Below are 24,078 nucleotides of genomic sequence, written 5' to 3' on the forward strand. Positions count from 1 at the left end.
TTATTTGCCTCCCAGCATGTAGCGGAAGTAGAGCTGCGCTGTACTTTCGTTATAGTCGCCAAAGGTGTCATAGCCCAACTGACCGCCAATGGTAACGTCTTTGTTGATCTTGTAATCGGCGCCCGCATGCAGGTTATAGCCGATGCCGCTTTTGCTGCCGCCGCTGAAGTAGGCTTCTTTGGCATAGCCCGCTGTCACCATATCTTCCAGCAGTGCCTGATAGTCGCTGTTGTTCGGGAAGTAGGCGGCTTTGTCCTGAGTATAGGACTGATAGCCCGCCGAACCGCCGATCTTCACGCTCACATCGTCATAGGTTTGGGTGAAATCTACCGGGAACGACACGCTGACATAGTTCTGCGGGCTGAAGTAACCCCCTGAACCGTAGCTGAAGTTGCTGAGGTTTTTCGAGAAGTCCATCCAACTGATGTTGATCCCGGTTTTCAGCTCGCGATCGTTAAAGTGGAACGGACGCACATAGGCGCCGGCATTCCCCATTAACGAGGTGTTGCTGGCCACGTTTTCACCGATATAGCTGTAACCACCTGCGCCCACATAGAATCCGGCATCGCCATCATCGTAGCTTAACAGCGCGTTACCGCCGTTCTTGGTCACGCGGCCCCAGCTCTTCCCGGTGTAGGCATCTTTCACCCCCACATAAGAGAGCAGGCTGTCGGTGACGGCGCGGCGTTCACCGGTCAGGATCAGCGTCAGGTAGTCCGTCAGCTTCGGCGCCCACTTCACGCCACCGACCATGGTGCTGAGATCCTGCCCCAGCGGTGTGCTGCCGAGGTCAATTTTGTAGCTGTCGCCGCTTAGCGCCAGGTTCAGCTCCACACCGGTTGCGGTCTGAGAATCGGTTGAGGCTGACGATGCAGTATCAACGTTAACTTTACGAGATGAAGCCGCCAGGTATTTTGCCAGCGTGGCGTTATTGTTCAGGCTCTGCAAGTTACTCAGGCCACTGTTAGTGAACGGATTATAATCCGCACTATCAATACCTGTAAGGTTGGTCAGCTCAGCCCCCACGCCCGGGTTAGCGGCATCAAATGTCGCCTTCTCGGTGGCGGTTAATCCGCTGTAGTTGGTCTGCTCATTCTTGATATTCTGAATCAGGTTCTCTACAGACACACCTGCTGCACCCGTACCGAGACGACGATAAGCATCACCGCTGGCACTGCCTGCACTCAGCGTCATTGGCGTTACGGTAAAGTCAAAGCGCGCATCGCCCAGCGGTGAACTTGACCACACCAGCGGGGCTTTGGCTTCGGTCAGCTTACTTAAGCCGTTTTCGCCGTCACGCCCACGGATCTGCACGCCCCCCTGCATCCAGGTTCCGGTATCTTTCGTCAGCTCGTCCATCATGGTGTCGATCTGGTGCAGCGTCTGGTTCTGCTGGAGGGCGGCCTCTGAGCCACCGCCAACCACCGTCAGACCGCCGCTGGCCCCCCCGATATTGCGGTAGTCACGCGCATCCGGCGCCTGCTGCCACGGCATGGTATTGCCATACACCGAAGGGGATTTGCGGACCGTCATGGTGGTGCGGTTGATAAACGGGTTATCAGACAGCGTCAGCCCACCAATACCGGCCACGCTGCCCACACTGCTGCCCTCCAGGCCAATCATCTTGCCTTTCGCCGTGCGCAGGTAGCTCAGCGCCTGGTTGTGGTCGCCTTCTGCTTCAGAAACACGCGCCAGCAGCAGCAGCCGTTCCGGTGAAGGTTCCCCGCGCAGGCCGCTGGCGAGACCGCGTGCTTTTGGCACGTCATTCAGCGCCAGGGCAGTATTGATCGCCCCTTCGCGCGCGTCCTGAGTCTCGGTATCGCGGGTCATCAGGTAGTCGTAAACCACCGCCGCTTCTTTGTTCATTTTGCCGGACTGGTACAGACGCGCCATCGCGAACATCAGATCGGAGTTCTGCGGATCTTTCTGCAGGGCGCCAATCAGTTTGTCGTAGGCGGCAGCATACTGTTTACGTTCGCGCAGGTTATCCACTTCATTGATCACCTCACCGTTACGCAGACCCGCCAGTTGCTCGCTGGTGCTGCGTGACTGCAATTCCGGGTTACTGAGGAAGGCCTGCCCTTCTGCCCCCAGACCTGCCTGATTCAGTACTGCCACCTGTGCCGCATAGTCGCCGGCGTTACCCTGCACGCCACGCTGCATGTTCGCGCGCACCAGAGCCACCGCCGTGGACATATCGCCCGCCTGCGCCAGGCCTTTCGCCAGGTTACCCACATCGGCCGGGTTCTGTGGCGGGTTCGCCGCCAGCGCTTTCAGCGTATTCGCTGCCGCCGCATTCGAGCCCTGCGCCAGATACTGTTGAGCGACGGACATCTGTTGATTGAAGTTCACACGTTGCACCAGCGCACGCATATCAGCATTCTGGCTGCGCGCCGGAATGCGCGACAGCAGGCTCTGCGCCTGTGCCCAGGCACCGCTTTCGCTGGCAAACAGCGCGGCTGCATAGACTTCATTGCTGCTGGCACCGTTACGGAAGGCAGGCTGCATCACACCCGATGCGGCGGCGGTATTGCCCTGCTGCTGATAAATACGCGCCAGATCGAGGCGCAACCAGCCGTCAGCCGGGAAGCGCTGCATGCCCTGTTGCAGGATGCTGATGGCGCGCTGTGGATTACCCGCAGCCAGCGCCTGTTTCGCTTCACGACGTACCGGTTCGCTGGTCGCCACCGGACGCGGCGTCACCGCTTCGCGCACGCTGGAAGGCAGCGAGGCCAGCAGCGTGTTGGCTTCGGCGGTATTGCCCTGCTGACGCAGCACATAGAACAGCCCTTCTTTCGCCGGGCGATTATCCGCATCACTCGCCAGCACGTCACGATAGCTCTGTGCAGCCTGATCCAGTTGATTATTACGGCGCAACACGTCAGCGCGGAACAGCTTCGCCGTGACGCCTTTCTCGCCCGCCGCCTGCGTTAACGGTTCACTCAGGCTCAGCGCCTGGGCGCTGTCACCGGATTTCATCGCCTGCTGCGCACTGGCTAACTGGCCGTAGAAACGGGCATCCGTTGCCTGCTGCTGGCGCTGCTCGCTGTTAGTACCGCCCAGCTTCGCGGCACGATCCAGATAATCTGCCGCTTTGGCATAATCACCGCTGCGCTGCGCCACATAGCCGAGGCCAGCCAGCGCATCCGCATCTTCCGGGTTGGTTTGCAGGACCTGGTCGAACGCGGTTTGCGCGCCCGTGACGTCGCCGCTGTTCAGTGCGTTAAAGCCCTGACCTTTCGCTGCTCCGCCCACGTTTTTACGGAAGTAGTCCATCACCGTCTTATCTTGCGGATGACGTTGCTGGTAATTTTGGTACAGCGGGGCATCCCCGGCTTGCGGACCCAGCCAGAGCAGGGCCTGACGCAGAGAGCGGTCAGCATCGGCGTTGCCGCCTGCCAGCTCTGCCAGCGTTTGCAGGCCTTCACGGCGGGTCGCTTCCTGATAGGTCAGCGCTTTACCGAGTGCCAGTTTCGCGCCCGTATCCTGTGGATGCTGTGCTGCGAACTGGCGCAGGTTATCTACCGCCTGCGGCAGCATGGCGCGGTCACCGGCCATTGTCAGATAATACTCCGCCGCCACACTGGCAGGAGGCTCGGTGCCTTTAAAGGTATTACGCCAGGTCTGTAATGCGGCGGCGGTGTTGCCGCTGCGCGCCTGCTGACGTGCCAGCGACAGCTGCGCCGCCGGAATCGTTTGCAACTGGCGTGCGTTATCCAGCTCAGACAGACGCGAATCCTGCGGTGACACCTGGCTCAGGCGTGCCCGCCATTTAGCCGCCGCTGCCCCGTCACCGCTCTGCTGGGACCAGAGCGCCATCAGATACAGCGCCTGGGCGTTGTTGCCGTCAACCATCAGCACTTTGTTTAACGCATCACGCGCCAGCTCATCATGGGCTTTCTGATGCCAGTAGTTCGCCTGGTCAAACAGTGCCTGAATCGCCGGGTTACTCTCTGCGGCAAACAATGGAGATGCCATCACCGACAGCGCAAGCCCGCTGCCAATCATCCAGCAATGACGAATTCTGGCGGTTAAGGGAGTGAGTGTGGTTTTCATCATTCTTTTGTCTCGCCAGAGCTATTGGAATTATTATTCGGTTGCAGACGGCGCCGTGCATGGCGTTTCAGCAAGACATAGACACTCAGGCCCACCACCGTTGAACAGAACAGCGCCAGCAACGACAGCAATACCGCATGCTGGTTGGCATACCACACCACCATCATGTACCACGGCATCTGCCCGCTCGGGAACTGCGCGCCAACGCGGAAGCTGCGAATACCGTTTTCATCCGTAATGATCGCCGTATCGCCACGAATACCGGCGTTAATCCGCGATGAGGTCATGTCGGTATGCAAACGGGCCAGCTGGTTATCATCCGTTGCCACCGTCATGACCACGAGGCGGCTGCTGTTCCACGGTGAGCGATAGCTGATAAAGCCACGCCAGTCTTCATTTGACGAGAAGTAACGGTCAGCATCCAGCGTCTGGCGATACCAGTCACCCGTCAGCCAGCCACGCAGGTTATCCAGTATATTCGGGACTTTAACGCCCAGCGTATGGTTGTTCAGCTCATACGGTGAACTCTCCAGCATCTCGCGGTTAAAGCTGGCCTGCGACAGCGTGGATACCGAGAGAATATCGCTGTTTTCCAGACGACCGCGCAGTGTGCCGGTCGTCGGAATACCAAACATCACGCTGTTCTGACTCAGCGCCGCACCCGTTGCATTACCCGAACGCCCTGCCATATCCAGCAGCGTGCTGATTTCAGCATCGGTTGGGTTTGAGGGCAGCAGCAGCACCGTCTGCGAATAGTCAGCCAGACGCGAGAACGGGAAAGAGGCACCCACGAAGTAAGAGAGGTTCGGCAACAGCGTAAAGTGACGGGTATGACTCAGATCGATAAACGAATCATCCTCAATCCGGCTCTTAATGTTGTTATTGGTCAGCACGCTACAGGGGGCGCTGGCCTTGGGTTTGATGTTGAAATAGAGCTGCATCTGGTTGTCGCCGTAAATCAGGTACGGGTCCAGTCTCAGGCTGTATTTCTCCTGACGTGCATCACCGCCAAGGCGGTGCCAGATGTTCTCCAGCAGGCCCACTTTGTTCACCGTCAGGTTACGCAGGAAGGTGCCGTTCAGCGTGACGTTGAGCAGGGAACGATCTTCATCAATCCAGCTTTCTGACGGGAAGCGATAGTTCAGTTGCACCGGAATGCTGTCACCGTCCCACAGGAACAGATCTGGCGCAGCGCGGAAGTTAACGCGCAGCGCATCGTGCCAGAGGCCGGTGGTGGTCAGGTTCTGATCTTTACGCAGCAACTCGCTCAGGCGAACCGGGCGGTCGGTATTGATCCAGCGCGGCGCATCGTACGGCTGACGAAGCGGCATACTCTGCGGAGCCACGGCCAGCGTAGACTCATCCACGTCGAAGGGTTGCAGCAGTCGCCAGGTCGCTTGACGCAGCTGGTCGTCGGTTTTCCCGATAATCAGCAGCAGTTTATAGACCGGGTTATCCGGGTTATCCACGATTTGCAGTGACGGTCCTTCGCTGTCCGGTAACGTCAGGCTGCCAATTTTCTCGCCGGGGTGACCAAACACCACGCCGTTTTTCTCGGGCAGTTGTCCACGAATCACCGGGAAGTTGATGCCGCGATAGTCTGCCTGAATCCCCATCCAGGATGACAGGATCGCCGCTGCACTGACGTCACCTGGCGTCACATTTTCGCCAAAGATCATGGCAACGCTCGACGGACTCATCCGCAGGGGATCAATAAACGGACGTGGGAAATTACGCAGGCTGGTGCCGATGTTTAACTGCTGGCCTTCCAGCGACAGCGTGGTTTTCGGCAGGATTGTCACCTGATACAGCTGATCGCTATCGCGCTCACAGATTAACTGGTCTGCATCGTTAACTTTGAAGCTCAGGTTATTGCTCGATACCACCATCGCAGCGGGAATATCCAGCTGATAATCTTCGCTGGCACGGTCGGACGCACTCAGTGGCAAGGTGCCCAGTGGCTGACCGTTCAGCATCAGTTGCAGCGAGGTGTTACGCGCTGCCAGTGCCTGTGACACTTTCAGCGACAGGTTCAGACGCGCATTGGTGATGACTTCATCCGTCGGCAGTGTAAAGACGATGCCTGACTGCAACTGGCCGCCGGTCAGTGTAATACCCTGCGTCTGGCCCATCTGCGCCACGCTGACCGTACTGGTCAGCGGCTGGTTGAGCATCACCGTTTCCGCTGCAGTCGCATCCTCCATCACCGGGGCCGGTAACGGTGGCAGGCCCGCAGGCAGCCCCTCATTCGTCCCCGGCGGCAGTGCGGCTTCTTCGCCCGCAGGTAAGTCGCCTTCCGCAGCAGCGGCAGGCTGATCGTTTTCTTGTAACTCAGCAGACGGTGCGACAGGTTCCGCCGCCGCACCGACATCGGCCGGCGGCGGAATATCAGACAGCGCGCTGCTGTCCTGGGTCACGCTGGTCGGATCGGCCTGAACACTGCCCAGGGTAAGCGCTGTACTCAGGCACAGTGCGCGCAGTAATAAATGCTTCATGCCACACTATCCTCTTCCGCTTGTGCCAGACGTTTTTTCTTGGCACGACGGTCTTTCCACGTTAGCCAGAACAGTTCAAATACCGTACGAATAATGGTTAACAACGAACGCAGCGGATTATCTTTACGTCCTTCCGGCTGAATCCATGCATCGGCACGCGACAGCACCACACGCACCAGTTCACGGCGGCGCGACAGCGGCATTTCGTGGAATTGCAGACGGATGACGTCATCTTCAGCACCGATAGACTGCGCAGGGATGGAGATCACGCCGGATTGCAGGATGACATCAATCGCTTCAATCTCATCGTTTTCATGACGCTGGTCCGGGGCCTGGATCTGCGCACCCCCCATCGACAGGTTGATGGTGGTGGCCCGCGAAGAGATGCCGCTGGCGTAATGCACTACGACCGGCAGACTGACATCAATACGGATGGTTTTACGCACCTGCTTGGTCTCACGTGCAACGGCGATAGCGGCCATCAGAATAATCAGGCTGAAGGTTGCCCAGCCGACGTTCAGCGCAATCACATAAGGGTCAACGCCAAAGTAATCATGGGCGGTAGCGCGGATGATGCCGCTAACCACACCCACTAGCAGCAGCAGGGCGCAGATCACATGTGGACGAACGATGTTAAAGTCGAAGAAACCGACATCCAGCAGGCCGCCTTTATCCGTCACGTTAAACTTACCGTGTTTCGGTGAAATCATGGTCAGGAAGGTCGGGATCACCAGGTGGAATGCCATCACCGTTTCGTATATCTCCCCCCAGAAGGTGGCACGGAAGCGACCATTCATGCGGGAGTTAACATACAGCGACATCACCAGGTGCGGCAGCACATAAGCAAAAATCAGGCTGGCTGATGAGTGAATGATGTTCAGGTTAAACAGCAGGTAGGCCAGCGGTGCCGTCAGGAAGATGACGCGCGGCAGACCAAACTGGAAGTGCAGCATGGCGTTGAGATAGCACAGACGCTGCTGCCATTTCAGCCCCCGGCCCAGCAGCGGGTTATCGACGCGGAAAATCTGCGTCATACCGCGCGCCCAGCGGGTACGCTGAACAATATGCAGGCCCAGACGCTCGGCCGCCAGACCGGCCGCCAGCGGGATCGCCAGGAAGGCAGAGCCCCAGCCCAGACGCTGCATTTTCAGCGCGGTATGCGCATCTTCGGTGACGGTTTCAACCGCAAAGCCGCCAATTTCTTCCAGCGCTGAACGGCGGATCACCGCACAGGAACCGCAGAAGAAGGTCGCGTTCCAGTTATCGTTACCCTGCTGTACCGGCCCGTAGAACAGTGCGCCTTCGTTAGGAATGTCACGCGCGGCTTTCAGGTTGCGTTCAAACGGGTCCGGTGAATAGAAGTAGTGAGGCGTTTGCAGCAGTGCCAGCTTTTCATCTTTCAGGAAGGCACCCACGGTCGCCTGGAGGAAAGTACGGGTCGCGACGTGGTCACAGTCAAACACGCAGATCAGTTCACCTTTGGTGATTTTCATCGCATGGTTGAGGTTACCGGCTTTCGCATGGTGGTTATTATCACGGGTGATGTAACCCACGCCAACATCGGCGGCAAAGCGGGCAAACTCGCTGCGCTTACCGTCATCAAGCAGATAAATTTTTATCTTATCGCGCGGGTAGTCGATGCACTGGGCGGCCAGCACAGTATCACGCACCACATCCAGGCTTTCGTTATAGCTGGGGACGTAAACATCCACGGTTGGCCACAGGCTGACATCGTCCGGCAGCGGCTCAATGGTGCGTTTAAGCGGCCATGAGGTTTGCAGATAACCGAGGATTAATATCAGCCAGACATAAAGTTCGGCAATAAATAACCCGATACCGAGAATGGCTTCTACTTCAGAATAAAAATGCAGTGTCTCCGTTGCGCGCCAGTAAATATAACGCGTAGACATCATTGCGGAGAGGATCACCATCACCAGCGAGATTTTTTTGCTCTTGCTGATCCCCAATAAGAACAGGATCGCGATAGAGATTAAGCCGAAAATATATTGTTTCTGACTATCCATCGGCGTGATGATGATCACTGCGGCTAAGGGGGACAATATCAGCAGCAGCAGATAAAACATGACTTTATTCATAAGTCATCCTGAATACGGATTGTTATAATTCGTGGCAGCCCCAAATAATCGGACCGCGCGTCTTCAGGCATCCCTGCCTGGTAATATTCCGGCAGTTAGCGGGACTTTAGCGGGGCGTGCATTTCACCGTCACCGACTTTGATGTCGAGCAACGCGGCAAGGCGTTTACCGATCAGCTCAATGTCAAATGCCGCGGCAGAGACCGGACTAAAATCAAAAATAGACTGCTGGGAAGCATTGGCTTCTGCCACGCTTTCATCGCGGTTAACCACGCCCATCAGCTTATCGCCGAGGCGTTGCTGCATGAAAGCGGTGACATCACGGCTGATATTGCGGCGACTATCGCTTTGATTAAGAACGAAATAATGACCATAGCGGTGGTTTAACGGGCCACCAATCATTTTCTCATTTTCAATTTGTGGCAGCAGAGACAGTGACGCCGTGTCTGCCAGCATAACCACTAAATGCATATCGGCCAGTGCGGCCATAGCTTTAAGGGCCGGACCCGGACCCGGAGGGAAATCAGCGATGATCACCAGCCCCGGATAGTCCAGGAGCGTATGCAGACCACGCGCAAGAAAGTTGGGATCTTTGGTTAAATTTTCTTCAAACCCAATGCGTTGCTCTTCCGTCACCTCGCCATAAGGCAGAACAAAAATATTGCCGCCGGTGGTGAGAATGGACTGACTCCAGTCAGAAGATTCGGCAGATTTCGCCACAAAACCACGGCTATCGGCCAACGGAACACCAAAGTGCAGGCGCAGCGCATTTTGCACGTCAAAATCGATCGCCAGCACCTTACTGCCGCCACGAGCGAGGGCATGAGCAAGGTTAGCTGCCATGGTGGTTTTACCCACACCGCCTTTAGGGGAGCAAACACAAACTAACGGCATGAGGCAATTTTCTCCAGCAGGGGATGTAACAACATATCTTTCGGAAGTGCAGCGGAGCCCGGCGCCGCTGCCGTGCTAAACAACTGTTTGTAGCTCACATTCGCCGGTGCTTCGTCAGCAGGCGAATGTGCCGCAATAACGGGTTGAGTGGCGACAGGCTGCGGCACAGGAGCCGTTGCGGCCTGGAACACGGGTTGTGCAGGAACGACTGCAGCAGGCTGCAACGAGGCTGAAATACTGTCGAGCAGCGATGCACCAACGCGATCTGAAGCGTCTGGAGTGGCAGGCACAAAGGACTGAACCGGCAGCGATGATATCGCCGGCGCGTTTTCCACCGATGACGATGTAAAAGCAGCAAAATCAACCGGTTGAGGAACAGCCCGATCAATACGCTGACTGTTATCCAGCACCGACCCCGCGCCATCATTCAGCAACTGTTTGATGATGGCCCAGTTGGTGGTTGTCGAGTTCAGCGTTTGCTCAGACATATCTTTGAATTCAATGTGGTTTGTTTGCGTTTTTTCCTTAAAACGCTGCAGGTCATCATAACTGTTCATATGTCTGATCGCGCAAGGTGGATGATTTCGCGGCAATATAACATACATTTTTAAATAGTTCAGACTATTCTCATATCATAGAAGAAACACTTTTAATGAGCTAATAACCTGAAATTTAATAAAAAAATATAATTACATAAGTGATATATCAGCCAGGTGATTATTTGTCTTAATTATCTATTTATTACCTATTTATGGGAGTTATTTCATGAAAATGAAATAACTCGTCAGTCCTTACTCTTTCTTAACGGTTCATTGACTTCGGTAATATTATTTCCAGCGCATCCTTTTTGTCTGCAGACCGCATAACTTACTGAAAAAAAACGTCTGCCATGCCTGTTCAGCTTTTTTCAGAGCACCTGGACTTAGAATCGATTCATTAGCCTGCTTTTCATACAGCATAGCAGTACTTCATGAATCTCGTATTTCTCTTAAGCATTTCATCCGGCTTATGAGAAGAGGCATCTGAAAAATAAGAAGGGAAAAGACTGGTTGGGGCGGCGGCGCCCGGTCGATAGCAGGCGGGAAATGCAAAATGGCCCTTCCGGAGAAGAGCCATTTTCAGGGTAACCAGACAGGTCAGGCCTGACTGTTTTCGTCCTGCTCCACGGCAAAGCAGGCTACCTGTTGTGCGCCGAAGGTTTTCAACTGCGGTTGCAGCTGCACGCAAGTGCCAAACTGGCGGCGGCAGCGGGCATTAAACGCACATCCCGGCGGCGGATTCAGCGGGCTTGGCAGCTCACCGGTCAGTTTAATACGCTCACGCCGCTCATCCGGGTTGAGACGTGGCGTCGCTGACAGCAGCGCCTGAGTATAAGGATGGCGCGGATTGGCGAAGATCTCTTCTTTACTCCCCTTCTCCACACAGCGGCCCAGATACATCACCATCACCTCATCCGCGATATGTTCCACCACCGACAGGTCGTGGGAGATAAACACGTAAGAGAGGCCGAGGTCCTGCTGCAGGTCCATCATCAGGTTCAGCACCTGCGCACGTACCGACACGTCGAGCGCTGACACCGGTTCATCGGCAATCAGCACGTCCGGGTCCAGCATCAACCCGCGTGCGATCGCAATACGCTGACGCTGGCCGCCTGAGAACATATGTGGGTAGCGATCATAATGTTCGGTTTTCAGGCCAACCTTCGCCATCATCTCCAGGGTTTTCTCCCGACGCTCAGCGCGCGTAAAGTCCGTATTAATCAATAACGGTTCTTCGAGAATCTGACTGACCTTCTTACGCGGGTTCAGAGAACCGTAAGGGTTCTGGAAAACGATCTGGATTTTCTGGCGACGAAGCTTTTGCGCCTGCGGGTCATGCTTCAGCAGATCCTGCCCCTGATAGAACAGCTGACCTTCCGTTGGCGTTTCAATCATGGTCAGCAGACGGCCGAGCGTTGATTTTCCGCAACCGGACTCCCCCACCACGGCCAGCGTTTTGCCCCGCTCCAGATCGAACGAGACACCATCCAGCGCTTTGACCAGACGCTCCTGACCAAACAAGCCTTTTTTAACCGGGTAGTGCTTTTTCAGATCGATCGCCTGCATCAGCAGTGTCGATTTATCGTGTTCAGGCTTCATAAGTGGGCCTCCCGGCATCATCCAGTGGGAAATGACATTTGGACTGACGCCCGGCAATATCACGCAGTGGCGGTTCCTCGTTGCGGCAGCGATCTTTGGCATACGGGCAACGTGGGTTCAGCAGGCAGCCGTTCGGGCGATCATACTTGCCGGGTACCACCCCCGGTAACGAGGCGAGGCGCGCTTTATCCGCCGCGAACTCCGGCAGCGCACGCAGCAAGGCCTGGGTATAAGGATGGCGCGGGGCTTTAAAGATATCTACCGCCTTGCCGGTTTCCACCACCTGACCTGCATACATCACGATAATGTGCTGCGCAGCTTCCGCCACCAGCGCCAGATCGTGCGTGATCAGGATCAGCGCCATATTCTCCTGGCGTTGCAGGTCAAGCAGCAGCTCAATGATCTGCGCCTGAATGGTTACGTCGAGCGCCGTGGTCGGCTCATCAGCAATCAGCAGCTTTGGTCGGCAGGCAATCGCCATGGCGATCATCACGCGCTGGCTCATCCCCCCCGAAAGCTGATGCGGATACACATCAAGGCGCGAAGACGGGTCAGGAATACCGACCTGATTGAGCAGATCGATAGCGCGCTGACGACGGGTACGTTTGTTGCCGCCCTGATGCACCTTGATGGCTTCCATAATCTGGAAACCCACGGTGTAGCACGGATTGAGGCTGGTCATCGGGTCCTGGAAAATCATCGCAACGTCGGAGCCCACCAGCTGGCGGCGCTCTTTTTACGAAATGCGTTTCAGGTCGCGCTGGTTAAACACCAGGTTGTCAGCCATGACTTTGCCGGGGTAATCAATCAGCCCCATGATCGCCAGCGAACTGACGGACTTACCGGAGCCGGACTCACCGACAATACCCACCACCTGCCCCTGCTCAACCTGGTAGCTGATGCGGTCGACGGCGCGGAAAGGTGCTTTTTCGTCACCGAAATGCACCGAAAGCTTATCTACAGTTAAAAGTGCCATCTCGCTGCCTACTGTTTGAGTTTCGGGTCAAGAGCGTCGCGTAAACCATCGCCCATCAGGTTGAATGCCAGTACCGTCAGCAGAATGGCAACACCCGGGAAGGTGACCACCCACCAGGCACTTTGCGCAAACTGCAACACGTCGGAGAGCATGGTGCCCCACTCCGGTGTTGGTGGCTGCGCACCCATACCCAGGAAACCCAGCGCGGCCATATCGAGGATCGCGTTGGAAAAACCGAGAGACGCCTGCACGATAAGCGGTGCCAGGCAGTTTGGTAAAATATTGACGAACATCTGGCGTACAGCTCCGGCCCCGGCCACGCGGGAGGCGGTCACATAGTCGCGCGTCACCTCCACCAGCACCGCCGCACGGGTCAGACGGATATAGTGCGGCAGGGCGACGAAGGTCAGCGCTATCGAGGCGTTAACAATCGATGGGCCAAAGATCGCCACCAGCACCAGCGCCAGCAGCAGGCTTGGCAGCGCCAGCATGATATCCACCAGACGCATAATCGCCGCATCCACGGAACCGCCAACGTAGCCAGCAATCAGGCCGAAAATGACGCCGAAGATCAGCGACAATACCACCACCAGACAGCCCACCAGCAGCGAGAGGCGGGCGCCGTACATCAGGCGCGACAGCACGTCACGGCCAACATCATCCGTGCCGAAAACATACTGCCAGCTGCCCCCTTCTTGCCAGGCTGGCGGACGCAGTAACGCATCACGGAACTGCTCAGCAGGCGCGTGGGGTGCCAGCACGTTGGCAAACACCGCGATAATAATCATCAGTACCACGTAAACCAGGCCAATCACTGCACCTTTGTTACGCTTAAAGTAGTGCCAGAATTCCTGTAACGGGGTCATCGGCTTGGGTGCAGCGTTGACGCTGCCTGGATCCACAACAGACATGTTGGCCCCTTATTTCTTGTGACGGATGCGTGGGTTAACCACACCGTAAAGCACGTCGACCAGCAGGTTGACGAAGATAATCAGCGTGGCCACCATCAGCACCCCACCCTGAACCACCGGGTAGTCGCGGCGCTGAAGTGCGTCGATTAACCAGCGCCCCAGGCCTGGCCAGGAGAAGATGGTTTCCGTCAGGATGGCGCCCGCAAGCAGCGTACCGACCTGAAGGCCAATCACCGTGACCACGGGCAACATGGCGTTACGTAACGCATGCACCACGATCACCCGCATCGGCGTCAGCCCTTTGGCACGTGCAGTCCGGATATAGTCTTCGCCGAGCACTTCCAGCATCGCCGAGCGCGTCATACGCACAATCACGGCCAGCGGAATGGTCCCTAGCACAATGGCGGGCAGGATCATATGCATCACGGCATCGTTGAAATCGCCGGGTTCGCCCCAGATCAGGGTATCAATCAGCATAAAGCCGGTGAGCGGCATGGTGTCATCAAGAAACACCGTATCGCCAATACGCCCGGACACCGGGGTCAGGTTGAGCTGCACCGAAACCAGCATGATCAGCATCATGCCCCACCAGAAGATCGGCATGGAGTAACCGGTCAGGGAGATGCCCACCGCCGTGTGGTCAAAAATGGAACCGCGTTTAACCGCAGCCAGCACGCCTACCGGGATACCGACGGCAACGGCAAACAGCATCGCGCAGATACCCAGCTCAAGCGTGGCCTTAAAGCGCGGGACGAACTCTTCCCACACCGGGACACGGCTTTTCAGTGAGATGCCGAGGTCACCATGCATCACGCCTTTGATATAGGAGAGATATTGCTGCCAGAGTGGCTGATCCAGACCGAGCTGGGCCATCAGCTGTGCATGACGTTCAGGGGAGATACCGCGCTCGCCCACCATGATCATCACCGGGTCACCGGGGATCATATGAACAAACGCGAAGGTTAACAGGGTGATACCGATAAACGTTGGGATGACAAGCCCCAAGCGTCGGAGTATGAACTGCAGCATATTCCGCATTCTCTATTAGTTCCTGCCAGCCGTAACCAACAGGATTATTATTGCTCACATCTTGCGCGCGAAAATCCTCAGGGGACATCCACCCGCGACGCAGCGAACTGCGCCTTGACGACCTTTTTGCTTCCTGGCAAGAAGGGTCAGGCATGCCTGACCCCTACAAATAATGATGTGGGACGGGTAAGCCCCGCCCCTGAACACTATTCCTGGATATCTACCTGAGCGAAGTAATGCCCGCCCAGCGGATCAACAACATAGCCTGAGACTTTCTTACTCACTGGCTCGTAGACGGTAGAGTGCGCGACAATCAGCGCAGGCGCCTGGTCATGCATCACAACCTGAGCCTGTTTGTACAGCTCGATACGTTTGTTGTGGTCGTCGGTGGCACGTGCTGGCTGGATCTGATCTTCAAACGGTTTGTAGCACCAGCGAGAATAGTTCGAGCCGTCTTTCGCCGCTGCACAGCTGAACAGGGTGGCGAAGAAGTTATCCGGGTCCCCATTGTCGCCGGTCCAGCCCATCATCACGGTCTGGTGTTCACCGGCTTTAGCACGCTTCAGATACTCGCCCCACTCGTAGGTGACAATCTTGGCTTTCACACCAATTTTCGCCCAGTCGCTCTGAATCATTTCAGCCATACGGCGTGCGTTCGGGTTGTACGGACGCTGTACTGGCATCGCCCACAGATCGATAGCGAAGCCGTCTGCCATACCGGCATCTTTCAGCAACGCTTTGGCTTTCACCGGATCGTACGGATAGTCCTGAACGGCATCGTTGTAGCCCCACATGGTCGGTGGGATCAGGTTTTTCGCTTCCTGGCCCGCGCCCTGATAAACCGCTTCGATGATCGCTTTCTTGTTCACTGCCATGGTCAGCGCCTGACGAACTTTCAGGTTATCCAGTGGCTTTTTCTCAACGTTAAACGACAGATAACCGACGTTCAGACCTGGCTGCTCCAGCAGGTTGATGTTTTTATCCTGCTTCATGCGCGCAATATCAGCCGGGTTCGGGTACGGCATCACCTGACATTCGCCTTTCTGCATTTTGGCGTAACGTACGGAAGCATCCGGGGTGATGGAGAACACCAGACGATCAATTTTCGGTTTAGCACCCCAGTATTCTTTGTTGGCGGTGTACAGAATGCGTGAATCTTTCTGGTACTGCTGAAGCTGGAACGGACCGGTGCCAACCGGGTTAAGGTCCAGTTTTTCCGGCGTACCGGCTTTCATCATATTGTCAGCGTATTCAGCCGAAAGAATGGAGGCGAAATCCATGCCCAGGTCGGCCAGGAATGGCGACTCAGGACGGGTCAGCTCGAAACGTACAGTAGAGTCATCCACTTTCACGATTTTGCTGATCAGGTTCGGCATGTCCATGCCTTCGAAGTATTCGTAGCTGCCGCCAGACACGCCGTGATACTTGTTATTTTTATCCAGCTGACGTTCAAAGGTGAATACCACGTCATCGGCATTAAAGTCGCGCGTCGGTTTAAAGTCTTTGGTGGTCTGCCACTTCACGCCTTTACGCAGGTGGAAGGTGTAGGTTTTACCGTCTGCACTCACATCCCATTTTTCTGCCAGCGCAGGATGTAATTCGGTGGTACCAATGGTGAATTCCACCAGACGGTTATAGATCTGACGCGAGCTGGCGTCATAGGTGGTGCCAGAGGTGAATAACTGCGGGTTAAAACCTTCAGGCGAACCTTCAGAACAATACACCAGGGTCTTCGCCTGAACACCTGTAGCCATTAACAACGCAATCGCGCTGAGACCGACTTTCAGCATCCCGGATTTAGCCAGGGAAATACTCATGCTTATGCTCCAATAGTGATGTGATGTTGTTGTGTGCATACCCGTCTTACTGTTTTTGGCAGCAATAGGGGTAGTTACGCCGGCCGATAATATTTTTTGAGTGGCCTGTGCGTGGTGCCTTGCGGCATCAGTCAATCTGACGGGATGTGGAGACGTTCTGACGATGCAGAAACTATCAGAAAAATCCCCTTACCTTTTGTACTGAGGCTTCAATTTGTCAATTGTTTCAGGGAACGTCAATACAAGCGTAGGGTATTTACTCAGAGTGTGAGAAACAGCAAGCAAATATAAAAAAAACAATTTAATAACATTAATGGCGTAAAACGCTATTAAGTGTGATGAACGCCACATTAAACCCTGGTTTAATGGAAAACAGTCAGTACATCACGCCGAAAAAAAACCCACAAAATAATCCACCAACAGCCGATTTCCCCCCGATAAAATGGGCTATATGGCTAACTTATAGATAAAAATGCTGCAACGCTAAGATAAGAAACAGGCAACAAGTCACATTCGGTCATAAGAAAAACGCGTTGCGAATTAAGTAACTGGCCCCAGGCCGGATAAGGCTTCTCTGCGGTTTTTAGGGTATTTTTCTGCAAAAAGGAGGGAGAGGGAATGTTGAACAGCAGCAGATTATTCGGTTGGATAATGGCAAGCGTAGGGGCGAGGCATGCCTCGCCCAGGTCAGGGTCAGGCATGCCTGGCCCCTACGTTTACTTATGGTTTAGCACACCAGTTATTGGCCTGCTTAATCCCACCATTGGGAGAAGTATAGCCGAGGCATCCCATGATGGTGTCAAACAGCTCAACGTGGCGGTGCGTCTTGCCCGCTTTCTGCTCAGCCTGTAGGCGCTCAAACGCGCTCTTATTGGCCGGGTCTGCCAGATATTTATCCGACGCCCAGACAATCATCGGCACACGGAACTGCTCCGGCGGCGCCATATTGCGTGGCGTACCGTGCAGGTGCATGTTTTCGCTGATGGACTCACCATGATCGGCGGCGTAAAACACAATCGCTTTCTTATCACGCAGCTGGTCAAACACGCTGTCCAGCATGGTATCAACATACAGAATGGAGTTATCGTAAGCGTTAATCAGCATCGCTTTACTGCAGGTATCATCCACGCCCATGCACTCCGGCTGGTAGCGAGCGAATTCACGCGGATAGCGCTGAGAGTAAAGATAGTGAGAGCCTTTAGTATGCAGGATCACCAGATGCTTACCTTTCGGGTGGTCGTCAATCGACGATTTCAGCTCCGGGATCAGCAGCATATCGTCCACGGATTTCCCCTGGTTACGCTTCTCTGAGCCTATCTGTTCGCGGAAGGCATAGCTGTCAGCATTGGTGTTGTTGTAGAACCACACCTCACTCTGCATGGCGTACAGATCCGAACTGAAGCCCAGCGATTTCAATACCGAAAAGACATTTTGCTCTTTCAGCGAACGTCCCGGGTTATCCATCGTTCCCCCTTCACGCACAAACATGCAGCGCAGGGAGAGTTTCGTGGAGGTATCACAGGACTCACCGCGGAACGCCACCAGGTTCTTCTCTTTCGACAGCTTCGGCGTGTTGTCACGCTCATAGCCCAGCAGGCCCATATGATCCCAGCGGGTGGTTTCACCAATGACGAACACCACGTAGGTATCATCCAGCCCTTCAGGCGCCTTATAGGTAAAGTTTTTTGCCGGGTCGAACAGATCGTCACTGTCCATTTTTTCGTCATAGCTGGTGTAGGCAAACAGCCCGACCGCTGTGAGCCAGTTGGACGGCAGGTAAGAGTGCGCCACCACCCCGCCATAGCTCGGCAGGTCAACGTTGGTCAGCTTCTCATTGGCGCTCTGCACCTTATCGAAATAGCGAATAGGGCCCCAGGTCAGCAGCAGCGCCAGCAGCAGCGTCAGTAATGGCTTGATGCGCTGCCCCGGTGTTTTGAGCTGCTCCAGCAGCGTCATACGCAGGCTGCTCCACCAGATCAACGCCAACGGGATCAGACTGACCAGTACCATCCACAGGACAAAGTGATAACCCACCACTTCTTTAGACAGGTCGGTATCGGTGGTCATCACGGAAGCGACAATGCCGTAGCCAATAACGACATTAAAGAAAGCCATGTAGTAGCTGGCAGAGACAGAGATCAGCACCAGCAGGCTGGCGGCAATGCGCCAGAACATTTTCCCACCCAGCGATAGCAGGCGCAGCAGGAAGAAGGTCAGCAGGATCGCCGCCACCCCTTCTGCCAGTGCTGACAGCCATTGCATCATTTCAAACTTAGCGAGGAAGGGATCAAATCGACGATAAAATACCGGAAGATTTAAAAACAACCCGATGTAGACAGCCAGCAACAGCGACAACTTTTGCTGGGTAAACAATTTAATAGAATTCATTCGACCTTAATCCTGGCGTAACCTAAACAATTGCTAACACGATCTGAACGCTAATCAGACCCTGGTCCTGCGTCAGAGTTCGGACGCAATACCGATAAACCTTAAGGCCGTCCATAACCAGAGGAATCTGATGATAAATGAGGGGGTAAGAATCCTTAGCAGGGGGCGTAGTTAAACACACTCAGCAGGGTTAGTCTGTGAGGATATGTAATTTCGGCATTTTACGTATCATTGAGAGGAAGGTGCGGAATCGTGCCGCGAACGGTATGCAAGAGTGTGGGATCATATACAGCAGGAATGACGATAACCGGGGCGACAGCCCCGGTCAGACGACTTAGTTGATAATATTCAACGTCACGTCAATATTGCCCTGGGTGGCATTGGAGTAAGGGCAGACGATATGGGCGGCATCGACCAGCTTTTTCGCCTCAGCACTGTCCATGCCCGGCAGATGAATGTTGAGGGTCGCTTCAATGCCAAAGCCTGTCGGCAATGGACCAATACCCACTTCCCCTTCAACAAACGCCTCTTTTGGCATAGCGAACTTGTCACGCCCCGCCACAAACTTCATCGCTCCGAGGAAGCAGGCAGAGTAACCCGCCGCGAACAGCTGCTCAGGGTTAGTGACATTGCCGCCTGCGCCGCCCATCTCTTTCGGCAGGCCCAGCTGGATATCCAGCACGCCATCGGAAGAAGTAGCGCGGCCTTCACGGCCACCGGTGGCTTTTGCTTTTGCACGGTATACAACTTTTTCTAACGACATGGTGTGTTTCCTTTTGATTTTTTACGCGATTAAATCGCACACTACCTATATTAATAAAGCGCTTTGACTGAAAAAACAAGGGCAGATTAGCTGTTCAGATTATTGCGCAGCATTTCCAGCTCACCTTTAAGCGACTGTAATTTTTCCATCTCACAGGACGTAGCACAGATCACGGATTCAGGGATAGCCCGCGCCTGCAGGCGTAGCGCATTGCCTTTATCCGTCAACGTCACGACCACCTGGCGTTCATCTTTACGCGAACGCAGACGGTGCAGCAGTCCGGCAGTTTCCAGACGTTTCAGCAGCGGTGTCAGGGTTGCAGAGTCAAGGAACAGCCGCTCACCGATCTCCGACACCGTGACGTCATCCCGCTCCCACAGCACCATCATCACCAGATACTGGGGATAGGTGATATCCAGCGGGGCCAGCAGTTGCCGGTAGATCTTATGCAGCGCCAGGTTAGCGGAGTAGATCGCGAAGCACAGCTGCCGGTCGAGCAACAGTGGCGCATCCGCCGCTTTTTTGTCATCTTTATCTGTAGTCATGAAAAATAATATAGATAGTGCACTATACAATTGCAAGCGACTTTACAGGCAGGGAGAAAAACGATGCAAACTCTGGAAGAACGCGCGCAGCGCTACGCCAGCAAGGCGCATGCCGCAGCGGATCAACGCCGAAAATACACCGATGAACCTTATATCGTGCATCCGGCTGCGGTGGTCGAACTGGTGCGAAGTGTCAGTGACGATGAAGAGATGCTGGCTGCGGCCTGGCTGCACGATACCGTTGAAGACACCAGCAGTACGCTGGAGGATATCCGCACCCATTTCGGCGAACGGGTGATGTCGCTGGTTGAAATGCTGACCAACCAGGGTGCCGTTGCCGGGCAGAACCGCACCGCGCGTAAGCTGGCCCATTTTCGCCATACTCAACAAGCCTCTGCTGACGCGCAGACCATTAAGCTGGCGGATATTATCGATAATACCCGCTCAATTATTCATTTTGATCCGCATTTTGCCCGCGTCTATCTGATTGAAAAACGGGTGCAAATCCGTCTGCTGACCGCAGGTCATGCCACGCTTCACCAGATGGCTAATCAGGTGATCGAACAGGGAATAGCGCAGTTGGGCCAGCCACCTCACAGCGTACCGGCAAGCTGGTTTGAACAGCAGGAAAAAAAATACCATCCATAACAATAGGTTGAATAAAAAAACTGCAGGTTAGATGTCATTATGTGCTCTATATAAGTCAATCGCATAAAATGACCAGTTCTGTTATGGAACATCCCTATCATGACCCCCCAATATTGACTGGGGGGTAACATGTCGACTGATTTATCGATTATAAAAAATAAGATATTCACATTTTTAGGCGCTGCTTTGTTTCTTGGCATGATGATGGGGTTGCTCTTTGCTGATGTTGTCTGGATGAATAATGCCGTCCATGAAACCTCATTGACGGAAATAGCTCAGGAAATCATGCTGGCAGTCATTGCCTGTCTGTTCTTTCATCGCGCCTGGCGTTCCCCGGCGCAGCGGTCGGTGATGGTGCTGGTGGCTGGGTTCTTCAGCTGCATGTTCATTCGTGAGTTGGATTTCTTGTTTGATGCGATCAGACACGGCTGTTGGCTCTGGTTTGCCCTTGCGGTGACCCTGGCCTGCGTGGCAGTCGCGCTGCGGAACTCACGTAGCATCATCCCGGGTCTTGCCGCCTTTGTGACCCATCCGGCATGGGGGCTGATGTCTGCCGGGATGCTGACGATTCTGGTCTTCTCACGACTGTTCGGTATGCACGAACTCTGGGAACATCTTATGCTGGATGGCTATAACCGCACGGTGAAAAACATGGCGGAAGAAGGCAGTGAACTGCTGGGGTATTCACTTTGCCTGTTTGCGACTTTCAGCTACTTATGTCATGAAAAACGCCACGTCTGAACCTGTCGTCCCGTCTGTGTCCTGCGGACGGGGCGCTATTATGGTATCACCCTGCCTGACGTCAGCGGTCAGCGTCTTATAAGCGTCATCCTGCGTTAATAAAAAGTTCATCCAGCCCCGCTAGCTTAGGCCCACTTCTTATTGCAAAGACGCACCGCTGGCATGAGCTATCTCTCTCTTCACCATATTCACAAAGCCTGGGGCACCAAAACCGCGCTGAACGACATCAGCTTTGAGGTGGCAGAGGGTGATTTTATCGCGCTGCTCGGGCCTTCCGGCTGTGGCAAATCGACCATGCTACGCACCATTGCCGGGCTGGAATCGGCCGACAGTGGCGCGATCTATTTCCAGCAGTCCGACGTGACTGCACTGCCGCCCTCACAGCGCAAACTGTCGATGGTGTTCCAGTCTTACGCGCTGTTCCCGCATCTGAATGTGCGCGAAAATCTGCTGTTCGGGCTGCGCGCCCGGGGTGAAGATAAGCGTCATTTTCCCTCACGTCTGGCCGATGTCAGCCGTCTGATGGAGCTGGAACCGCTGCTCGACCGTCTGCCGTCCCAGCTTTCCGGCGGGCAACAGCAGCGCGTGGCGCTGGGCCGCGCCGTGATCGCCAACAATAAACTGTGCCTGATGGATGAGCCGCTTTCCAACCTCGATGCCAAACTGCGCCAGAGCATGCGCCGCGAGATCCGCGCCATTCAGAAAAAGCTCGGCCTGACAATGCTTTACGTGACCCACGATCAGACCGAAGCGATGAGCATGGCCGATAAAATTATTCTGCTGAATGACGGCAACATCGAGCAGCACGACACCCCGGATAACCTCTACAACAACCCGGCCACGGTATTTGCTGCGCAATTTATCGGTGCTCCACCGATGAACATCATCCCGCTGCGCCGTGAAGGCAACCATCACTACCTGGGTGAGATGCCGATCCCGGTGGTGCAGTACGGCGTTGAAGCCGGATTGAGCCTCGGATTACGCGCCGAAGATATTCAACTGACCTCAGCCGAACACGCCGCTCTGACTGCGCGTGTGATCAGCTACGAATACATGGGCGCCGACACGTTGCTGGTCTGCCAGATCGCCGCCTGCCAGGAGCCGATCACCGTCAAAGTGGCCGGCATGAGGCGCTTTAGCGAACACAGCCAAGTCGGGCTGCAATGGTCTGCGAGCAAACACTATTTCTTTGTCAGCGCCAGCGGCAAACGCTGCTACGGCGCGGAACAAACCGTTTTACCGTCAGAACAAAAATATGCTGTTTAACCACTCTTTTATCGCTTAAGGGAAAACCATGTCTCCAGTTCTCCGTTTCTCACGCCTGACGTCTGCCATGTTACTCTGTGCAGCCTCGTCTGCTTTCGCGGCCGACCCTGTAAAACTTCAGATGTACTACCCGATTGCCGTAGGTGGCAAAATCAGCCACACCGTCGATACGCTGGTCGCTGACTTTGAAAAACTGCACCCGGAGGTCAGCATTCAGCCCGTCTATACCGGTGACTATGCCACGACAGTGACCAAAGCCCTGACCGCGTTTCGTGGCGGCAATGCGCCACAGCTGGCCGTAATTGGTGATATCGAAGCCTATTCTCTGATCGACGCGGGTGCGATTACCGCTGCCAGCGACCTGGCGAATGATGCCGAGGGCAAAAAGTGGATTCAAGGGTTCTATCCGGCATTCCTGCGCCATATCGAAGGCAAGGTGTGGGGCATCCCTTTCCAGCGTTCCACCGTAGTGATGTACTGGAACAAGCAGGCGTTTGAGAAAGCCGGTCTGGACGGCGAAACCCCACCCGCCAACTGGCAGCAGGTGGTCGACTTCGGTAAAAAACTGGTGGTGAAAGACGACAAAGGCGTGAGCCAGTGGGGCATTGAGATCCCGTCCACGCCGAACGGCTACTGGAACTTCCAGGGCCTGGCGGCCACCAACGGCAGCCGCCTGGATAACGGCAAAGGCACTGCCGTGGCCTTTAATACCCCGGCGAACGTCGAAACCTTACAGTGGCTGACCAACCTCGGACAGAAAGAGGGCGTGTCGCCGAAAGGCGCGATTGCCTGGAGCACCACACCTCAGGACTTTATCAGCGGCAAAACCGCCATGATGGTGACCACCACCGGTAACCTGACCACCGTGCGTGACAACGCCAAATTCCCGTTCGGCGTCGCCATGCTGCCGGAGAAAACCCAGCGCGGCAGCCCGACCGGCGGCGGTAACCTTTATTTGTTCAAAAATGCCACTCCTGAGCAGCAAAAAGCCGCGATGACATTTATTCGCTGGGTATCAGCACCTGAGCAGGCCGCTCGCTGGAGTATCGCCACCGGCTACGTGGCAACCTCACCTGCCGCATGGGACACCACAGTGATGCAGGATTACGTCAAACAGGTGCCTCAGGCCCTGGTGGCGCGTGAGCAGTTGAAATATTCCCAGCCGGAACTCTCGACCTACAACAGCGTGCAGATTCAGGATGCCCTGAACCATGCGGTTGAAGCCGCCGTCACTCAGGAGAAAACCCCTGAGCAGGCGCTGGAGTCGGCTCAGAAGCAGGCTGACCGCTTGCTGAAACCTTACCAGTAACGGACAC

Annotated in this window: 17 protein-coding genes and 1 pseudogene; 4 read left to right on the forward strand and 14 right to left on the reverse strand. The window is 55.1% G+C overall.

Annotation, left to right across the window (positions count from 1 at the left end; translation table 11 throughout):
- The 14 genes and pseudogenes from WH279_RS01625 to WH279_RS01690 all read right to left on the reverse strand — a co-directional run bounded on the left by WH279_RS01625 (position 1) and on the right by WH279_RS01690 (position 20,107).
- Positions 1-4,056, reverse strand: a complete 4,056-nt coding sequence (locus WH279_RS01625; RefSeq protein WP_339454901.1) for a cellulose biosynthesis protein BcsC — start codon at positions 4,054-4,056, stop codon at positions 1-3.
- Positions 4,056-6,551, reverse strand: a complete 2,496-nt coding sequence (gene bcsB, locus WH279_RS01630; RefSeq protein ID WP_339454802.1) for a cellulose biosynthesis cyclic di-GMP-binding regulatory protein BcsB — start codon at positions 6,549-6,551, stop codon at positions 4,056-4,058. Before bcsB ends, WH279_RS01625 begins: the two co-directional genes overlap by 1 nt.
- Positions 6,548-8,647, reverse strand: coding sequence for a UDP-forming cellulose synthase catalytic subunit (bcsA, locus tag WH279_RS01635; protein WP_339454803.1), 2,100 nt, complete (start codon positions 8,645-8,647; stop codon positions 6,548-6,550). Before bcsA ends, bcsB begins: the two co-directional genes overlap by 4 nt.
- A gap of 95 nt (positions 8,648-8,742) precedes the next feature.
- The gene (gene bcsQ / locus WH279_RS01640; protein ID WP_339454804.1) at positions 8,743-9,540 is read right to left on the reverse strand and encodes a cellulose biosynthesis protein BcsQ; all 798 of its coding nucleotides are present in this window, start codon (positions 9,538-9,540) and stop codon (positions 8,743-8,745) included.
- Positions 9,531-10,145 carry a cellulose biosynthesis protein BcsO gene (gene bcsO / locus WH279_RS01645; RefSeq protein WP_339454805.1) on the reverse strand — a complete coding sequence of 205 codons (615 nt, stop codon included), beginning with the start codon at positions 10,143-10,145 and terminating at the stop codon, positions 9,531-9,533. The genes bcsQ and bcsO overlap by 10 nt, the downstream gene beginning before the upstream one ends.
- A gap of 531 nt (positions 10,146-10,676) precedes the next feature.
- A complete protein-coding gene (gene dppF, locus WH279_RS01650) occupies positions 10,677-11,678 on the reverse strand; it encodes a dipeptide ABC transporter ATP-binding subunit DppF (protein ID WP_159338348.1) in 1,002 nt (333 codons plus the stop codon).
- Positions 11,668-12,654, reverse strand: a pseudogene (gene dppD / locus WH279_RS01655) (dipeptide ABC transporter ATP-binding protein). The gene dppF and the pseudogene dppD overlap by 11 nt, the downstream one beginning before the upstream one ends.
- Positions 12,655-12,662: 8 nt before the next feature.
- Positions 12,663-13,565: a dipeptide ABC transporter permease DppC gene (dppC, locus tag WH279_RS01660; protein ID WP_133844624.1), complete on the reverse strand. Its 903-nt coding sequence runs from the start codon at positions 13,563-13,565 to the stop codon at positions 12,663-12,665.
- A 9-nt stretch (positions 13,566-13,574) separates the two neighbouring features.
- Positions 13,575-14,594: a dipeptide ABC transporter permease DppB gene (gene dppB / locus WH279_RS01665; RefSeq protein ID WP_339454806.1), complete on the reverse strand. Its 1,020-nt coding sequence runs from the start codon at positions 14,592-14,594 to the stop codon at positions 13,575-13,577.
- A gap of 206 nt (positions 14,595-14,800) precedes the next feature.
- Positions 14,801-16,411, reverse strand: coding sequence for a dipeptide ABC transporter periplasmic-binding protein DppA (gene dppA / locus WH279_RS01670; protein WP_339454807.1), 1,611 nt, complete (start codon positions 16,409-16,411; stop codon positions 14,801-14,803).
- 455 nt (positions 16,412-16,866) lie between these two features.
- Complete coding sequence (locus WH279_RS01675) at positions 16,867-17,112, reverse strand: hypothetical protein (protein WP_339454808.1); 246 nt, start codon at positions 17,110-17,112, stop codon at positions 16,867-16,869.
- A 19-nt stretch (positions 17,113-17,131) separates the two neighbouring features.
- Complete coding sequence (eptB, locus tag WH279_RS01680) at positions 17,132-18,799, reverse strand: kdo(2)-lipid A phosphoethanolamine 7''-transferase (RefSeq protein ID WP_339454809.1); 1,668 nt, start codon at positions 18,797-18,799, stop codon at positions 17,132-17,134.
- A gap of 334 nt (positions 18,800-19,133) precedes the next feature.
- Positions 19,134-19,562, reverse strand: a complete 429-nt coding sequence (locus tag WH279_RS01685; protein WP_133844632.1) for an organic hydroperoxide resistance protein — start codon at positions 19,560-19,562, stop codon at positions 19,134-19,136.
- A gap of 86 nt (positions 19,563-19,648) precedes the next feature.
- Positions 19,649-20,107 (reverse strand): MarR family winged helix-turn-helix transcriptional regulator, encoded by a 459-nt coding sequence (locus WH279_RS01690; protein WP_200642276.1) that lies wholly within the window; start codon positions 20,105-20,107, stop codon positions 19,649-19,651.
- A gap of 63 nt (positions 20,108-20,170) precedes the next feature.
- Between WH279_RS01690 and WH279_RS01695 the strand changes: the two genes are divergently transcribed.
- From WH279_RS01695 to WH279_RS01710, 4 genes are all read left to right on the forward strand, one after another.
- On the forward strand, positions 20,171-20,755 hold the full coding sequence (locus WH279_RS01695; RefSeq protein ID WP_339454810.1) for an HD domain-containing protein: 585 nt from the start codon (positions 20,171-20,173) through the stop codon (positions 20,753-20,755).
- A 129-nt stretch (positions 20,756-20,884) separates the two neighbouring features.
- On the forward strand, positions 20,885-21,496 hold the full coding sequence (locus tag WH279_RS01700; RefSeq protein WP_339454811.1) for a hypothetical protein: 612 nt from the start codon (positions 20,885-20,887) through the stop codon (positions 21,494-21,496).
- Between the two features lie 162 nt (positions 21,497-21,658).
- A complete protein-coding gene (locus tag WH279_RS01705) occupies positions 21,659-22,762 on the forward strand; it encodes an ABC transporter ATP-binding protein (protein WP_133844641.1) in 1,104 nt (367 codons plus the stop codon).
- Positions 22,763-22,790: 28 nt separating this feature from the next.
- Positions 22,791-24,071, forward strand: a complete 1,281-nt coding sequence (locus tag WH279_RS01710) for an ABC transporter substrate-binding protein (RefSeq protein WP_339454812.1) — start codon at positions 22,791-22,793, stop codon at positions 24,069-24,071.
- Positions 24,072-24,078 lie beyond the last annotated feature (7 nt).

This window comes from Erwinia sp. MYb375 (assembly GCF_037479175.1).
Lineage (GTDB): Bacteria > Pseudomonadota > Gammaproteobacteria > Enterobacterales > Enterobacteriaceae > Erwinia > Erwinia rhapontici.

Excerpts from the sequence above, each read along its gene's own strand:
- WH279_RS01625 (WP_339454901.1), bottom strand. The coding sequence starts at position 4,056 with ATGAAAACCACACTCACTCCCTTAACCGCCAGAATTCGTCATTGCTGG.
- bcsB (WP_339454802.1), bottom strand. The coding sequence starts at position 6,551 with ATGAAGCATTTATTACTGCGCGCACTGTGCCTGAGTACAGCGCTTACC.
- bcsA (WP_339454803.1), bottom strand. The coding sequence starts at position 8,647 with ATGAATAAAGTCATGTTTTATCTGCTGCTGCTGATATTGTCCCCCTTA.
- bcsQ (WP_339454804.1), bottom strand. The coding sequence starts at position 9,540 with ATGCCGTTAGTTTGTGTTTGCTCCCCTAAAGGCGGTGTGGGTAAAACC.
- bcsO (WP_339454805.1), bottom strand. The coding sequence starts at position 10,145 with ATGTATGTTATATTGCCGCGAAATCATCCACCTTGCGCGATCAGACAT.
- dppF (WP_159338348.1), bottom strand. The coding sequence starts at position 11,678 with ATGAAGCCTGAACACGATAAATCGACACTGCTGATGCAGGCGATCGAT.
- dppC (WP_133844624.1), bottom strand. The coding sequence starts at position 13,565 with ATGTCTGTTGTGGATCCAGGCAGCGTCAACGCTGCACCCAAGCCGATG.
- dppB (WP_339454806.1), bottom strand. The coding sequence starts at position 14,594 with ATGCTGCAGTTCATACTCCGACGCTTGGGGCTTGTCATCCCAACGTTT.
- dppA (WP_339454807.1), bottom strand. The coding sequence starts at position 16,411 with ATGAGTATTTCCCTGGCTAAATCCGGGATGCTGAAAGTCGGTCTCAGC.
- WH279_RS01675 (WP_339454808.1), bottom strand. The coding sequence starts at position 17,112 with ATGCCTGACCCTGACCTGGGCGAGGCATGCCTCGCCCCTACGCTTGCC.
- eptB (WP_339454809.1), bottom strand. The coding sequence starts at position 18,799 with ATGAATTCTATTAAATTGTTTACCCAGCAAAAGTTGTCGCTGTTGCTG.
- WH279_RS01685 (WP_133844632.1), bottom strand. The coding sequence starts at position 19,562 with ATGTCGTTAGAAAAAGTTGTATACCGTGCAAAAGCAAAAGCCACCGGT.
- WH279_RS01690 (WP_200642276.1), bottom strand. The coding sequence starts at position 20,107 with ATGACTACAGATAAAGATGACAAAAAAGCGGCGGATGCGCCACTGTTG.
- WH279_RS01695 (WP_339454810.1), top strand. The coding sequence starts at position 20,171 with ATGCAAACTCTGGAAGAACGCGCGCAGCGCTACGCCAGCAAGGCGCAT.
- WH279_RS01700 (WP_339454811.1), top strand. The coding sequence starts at position 20,885 with ATGTCGACTGATTTATCGATTATAAAAAATAAGATATTCACATTTTTA.
- WH279_RS01705 (WP_133844641.1), top strand. The coding sequence starts at position 21,659 with ATGAGCTATCTCTCTCTTCACCATATTCACAAAGCCTGGGGCACCAAA.
- WH279_RS01710 (WP_339454812.1), top strand. The coding sequence starts at position 22,791 with ATGTCTCCAGTTCTCCGTTTCTCACGCCTGACGTCTGCCATGTTACTC.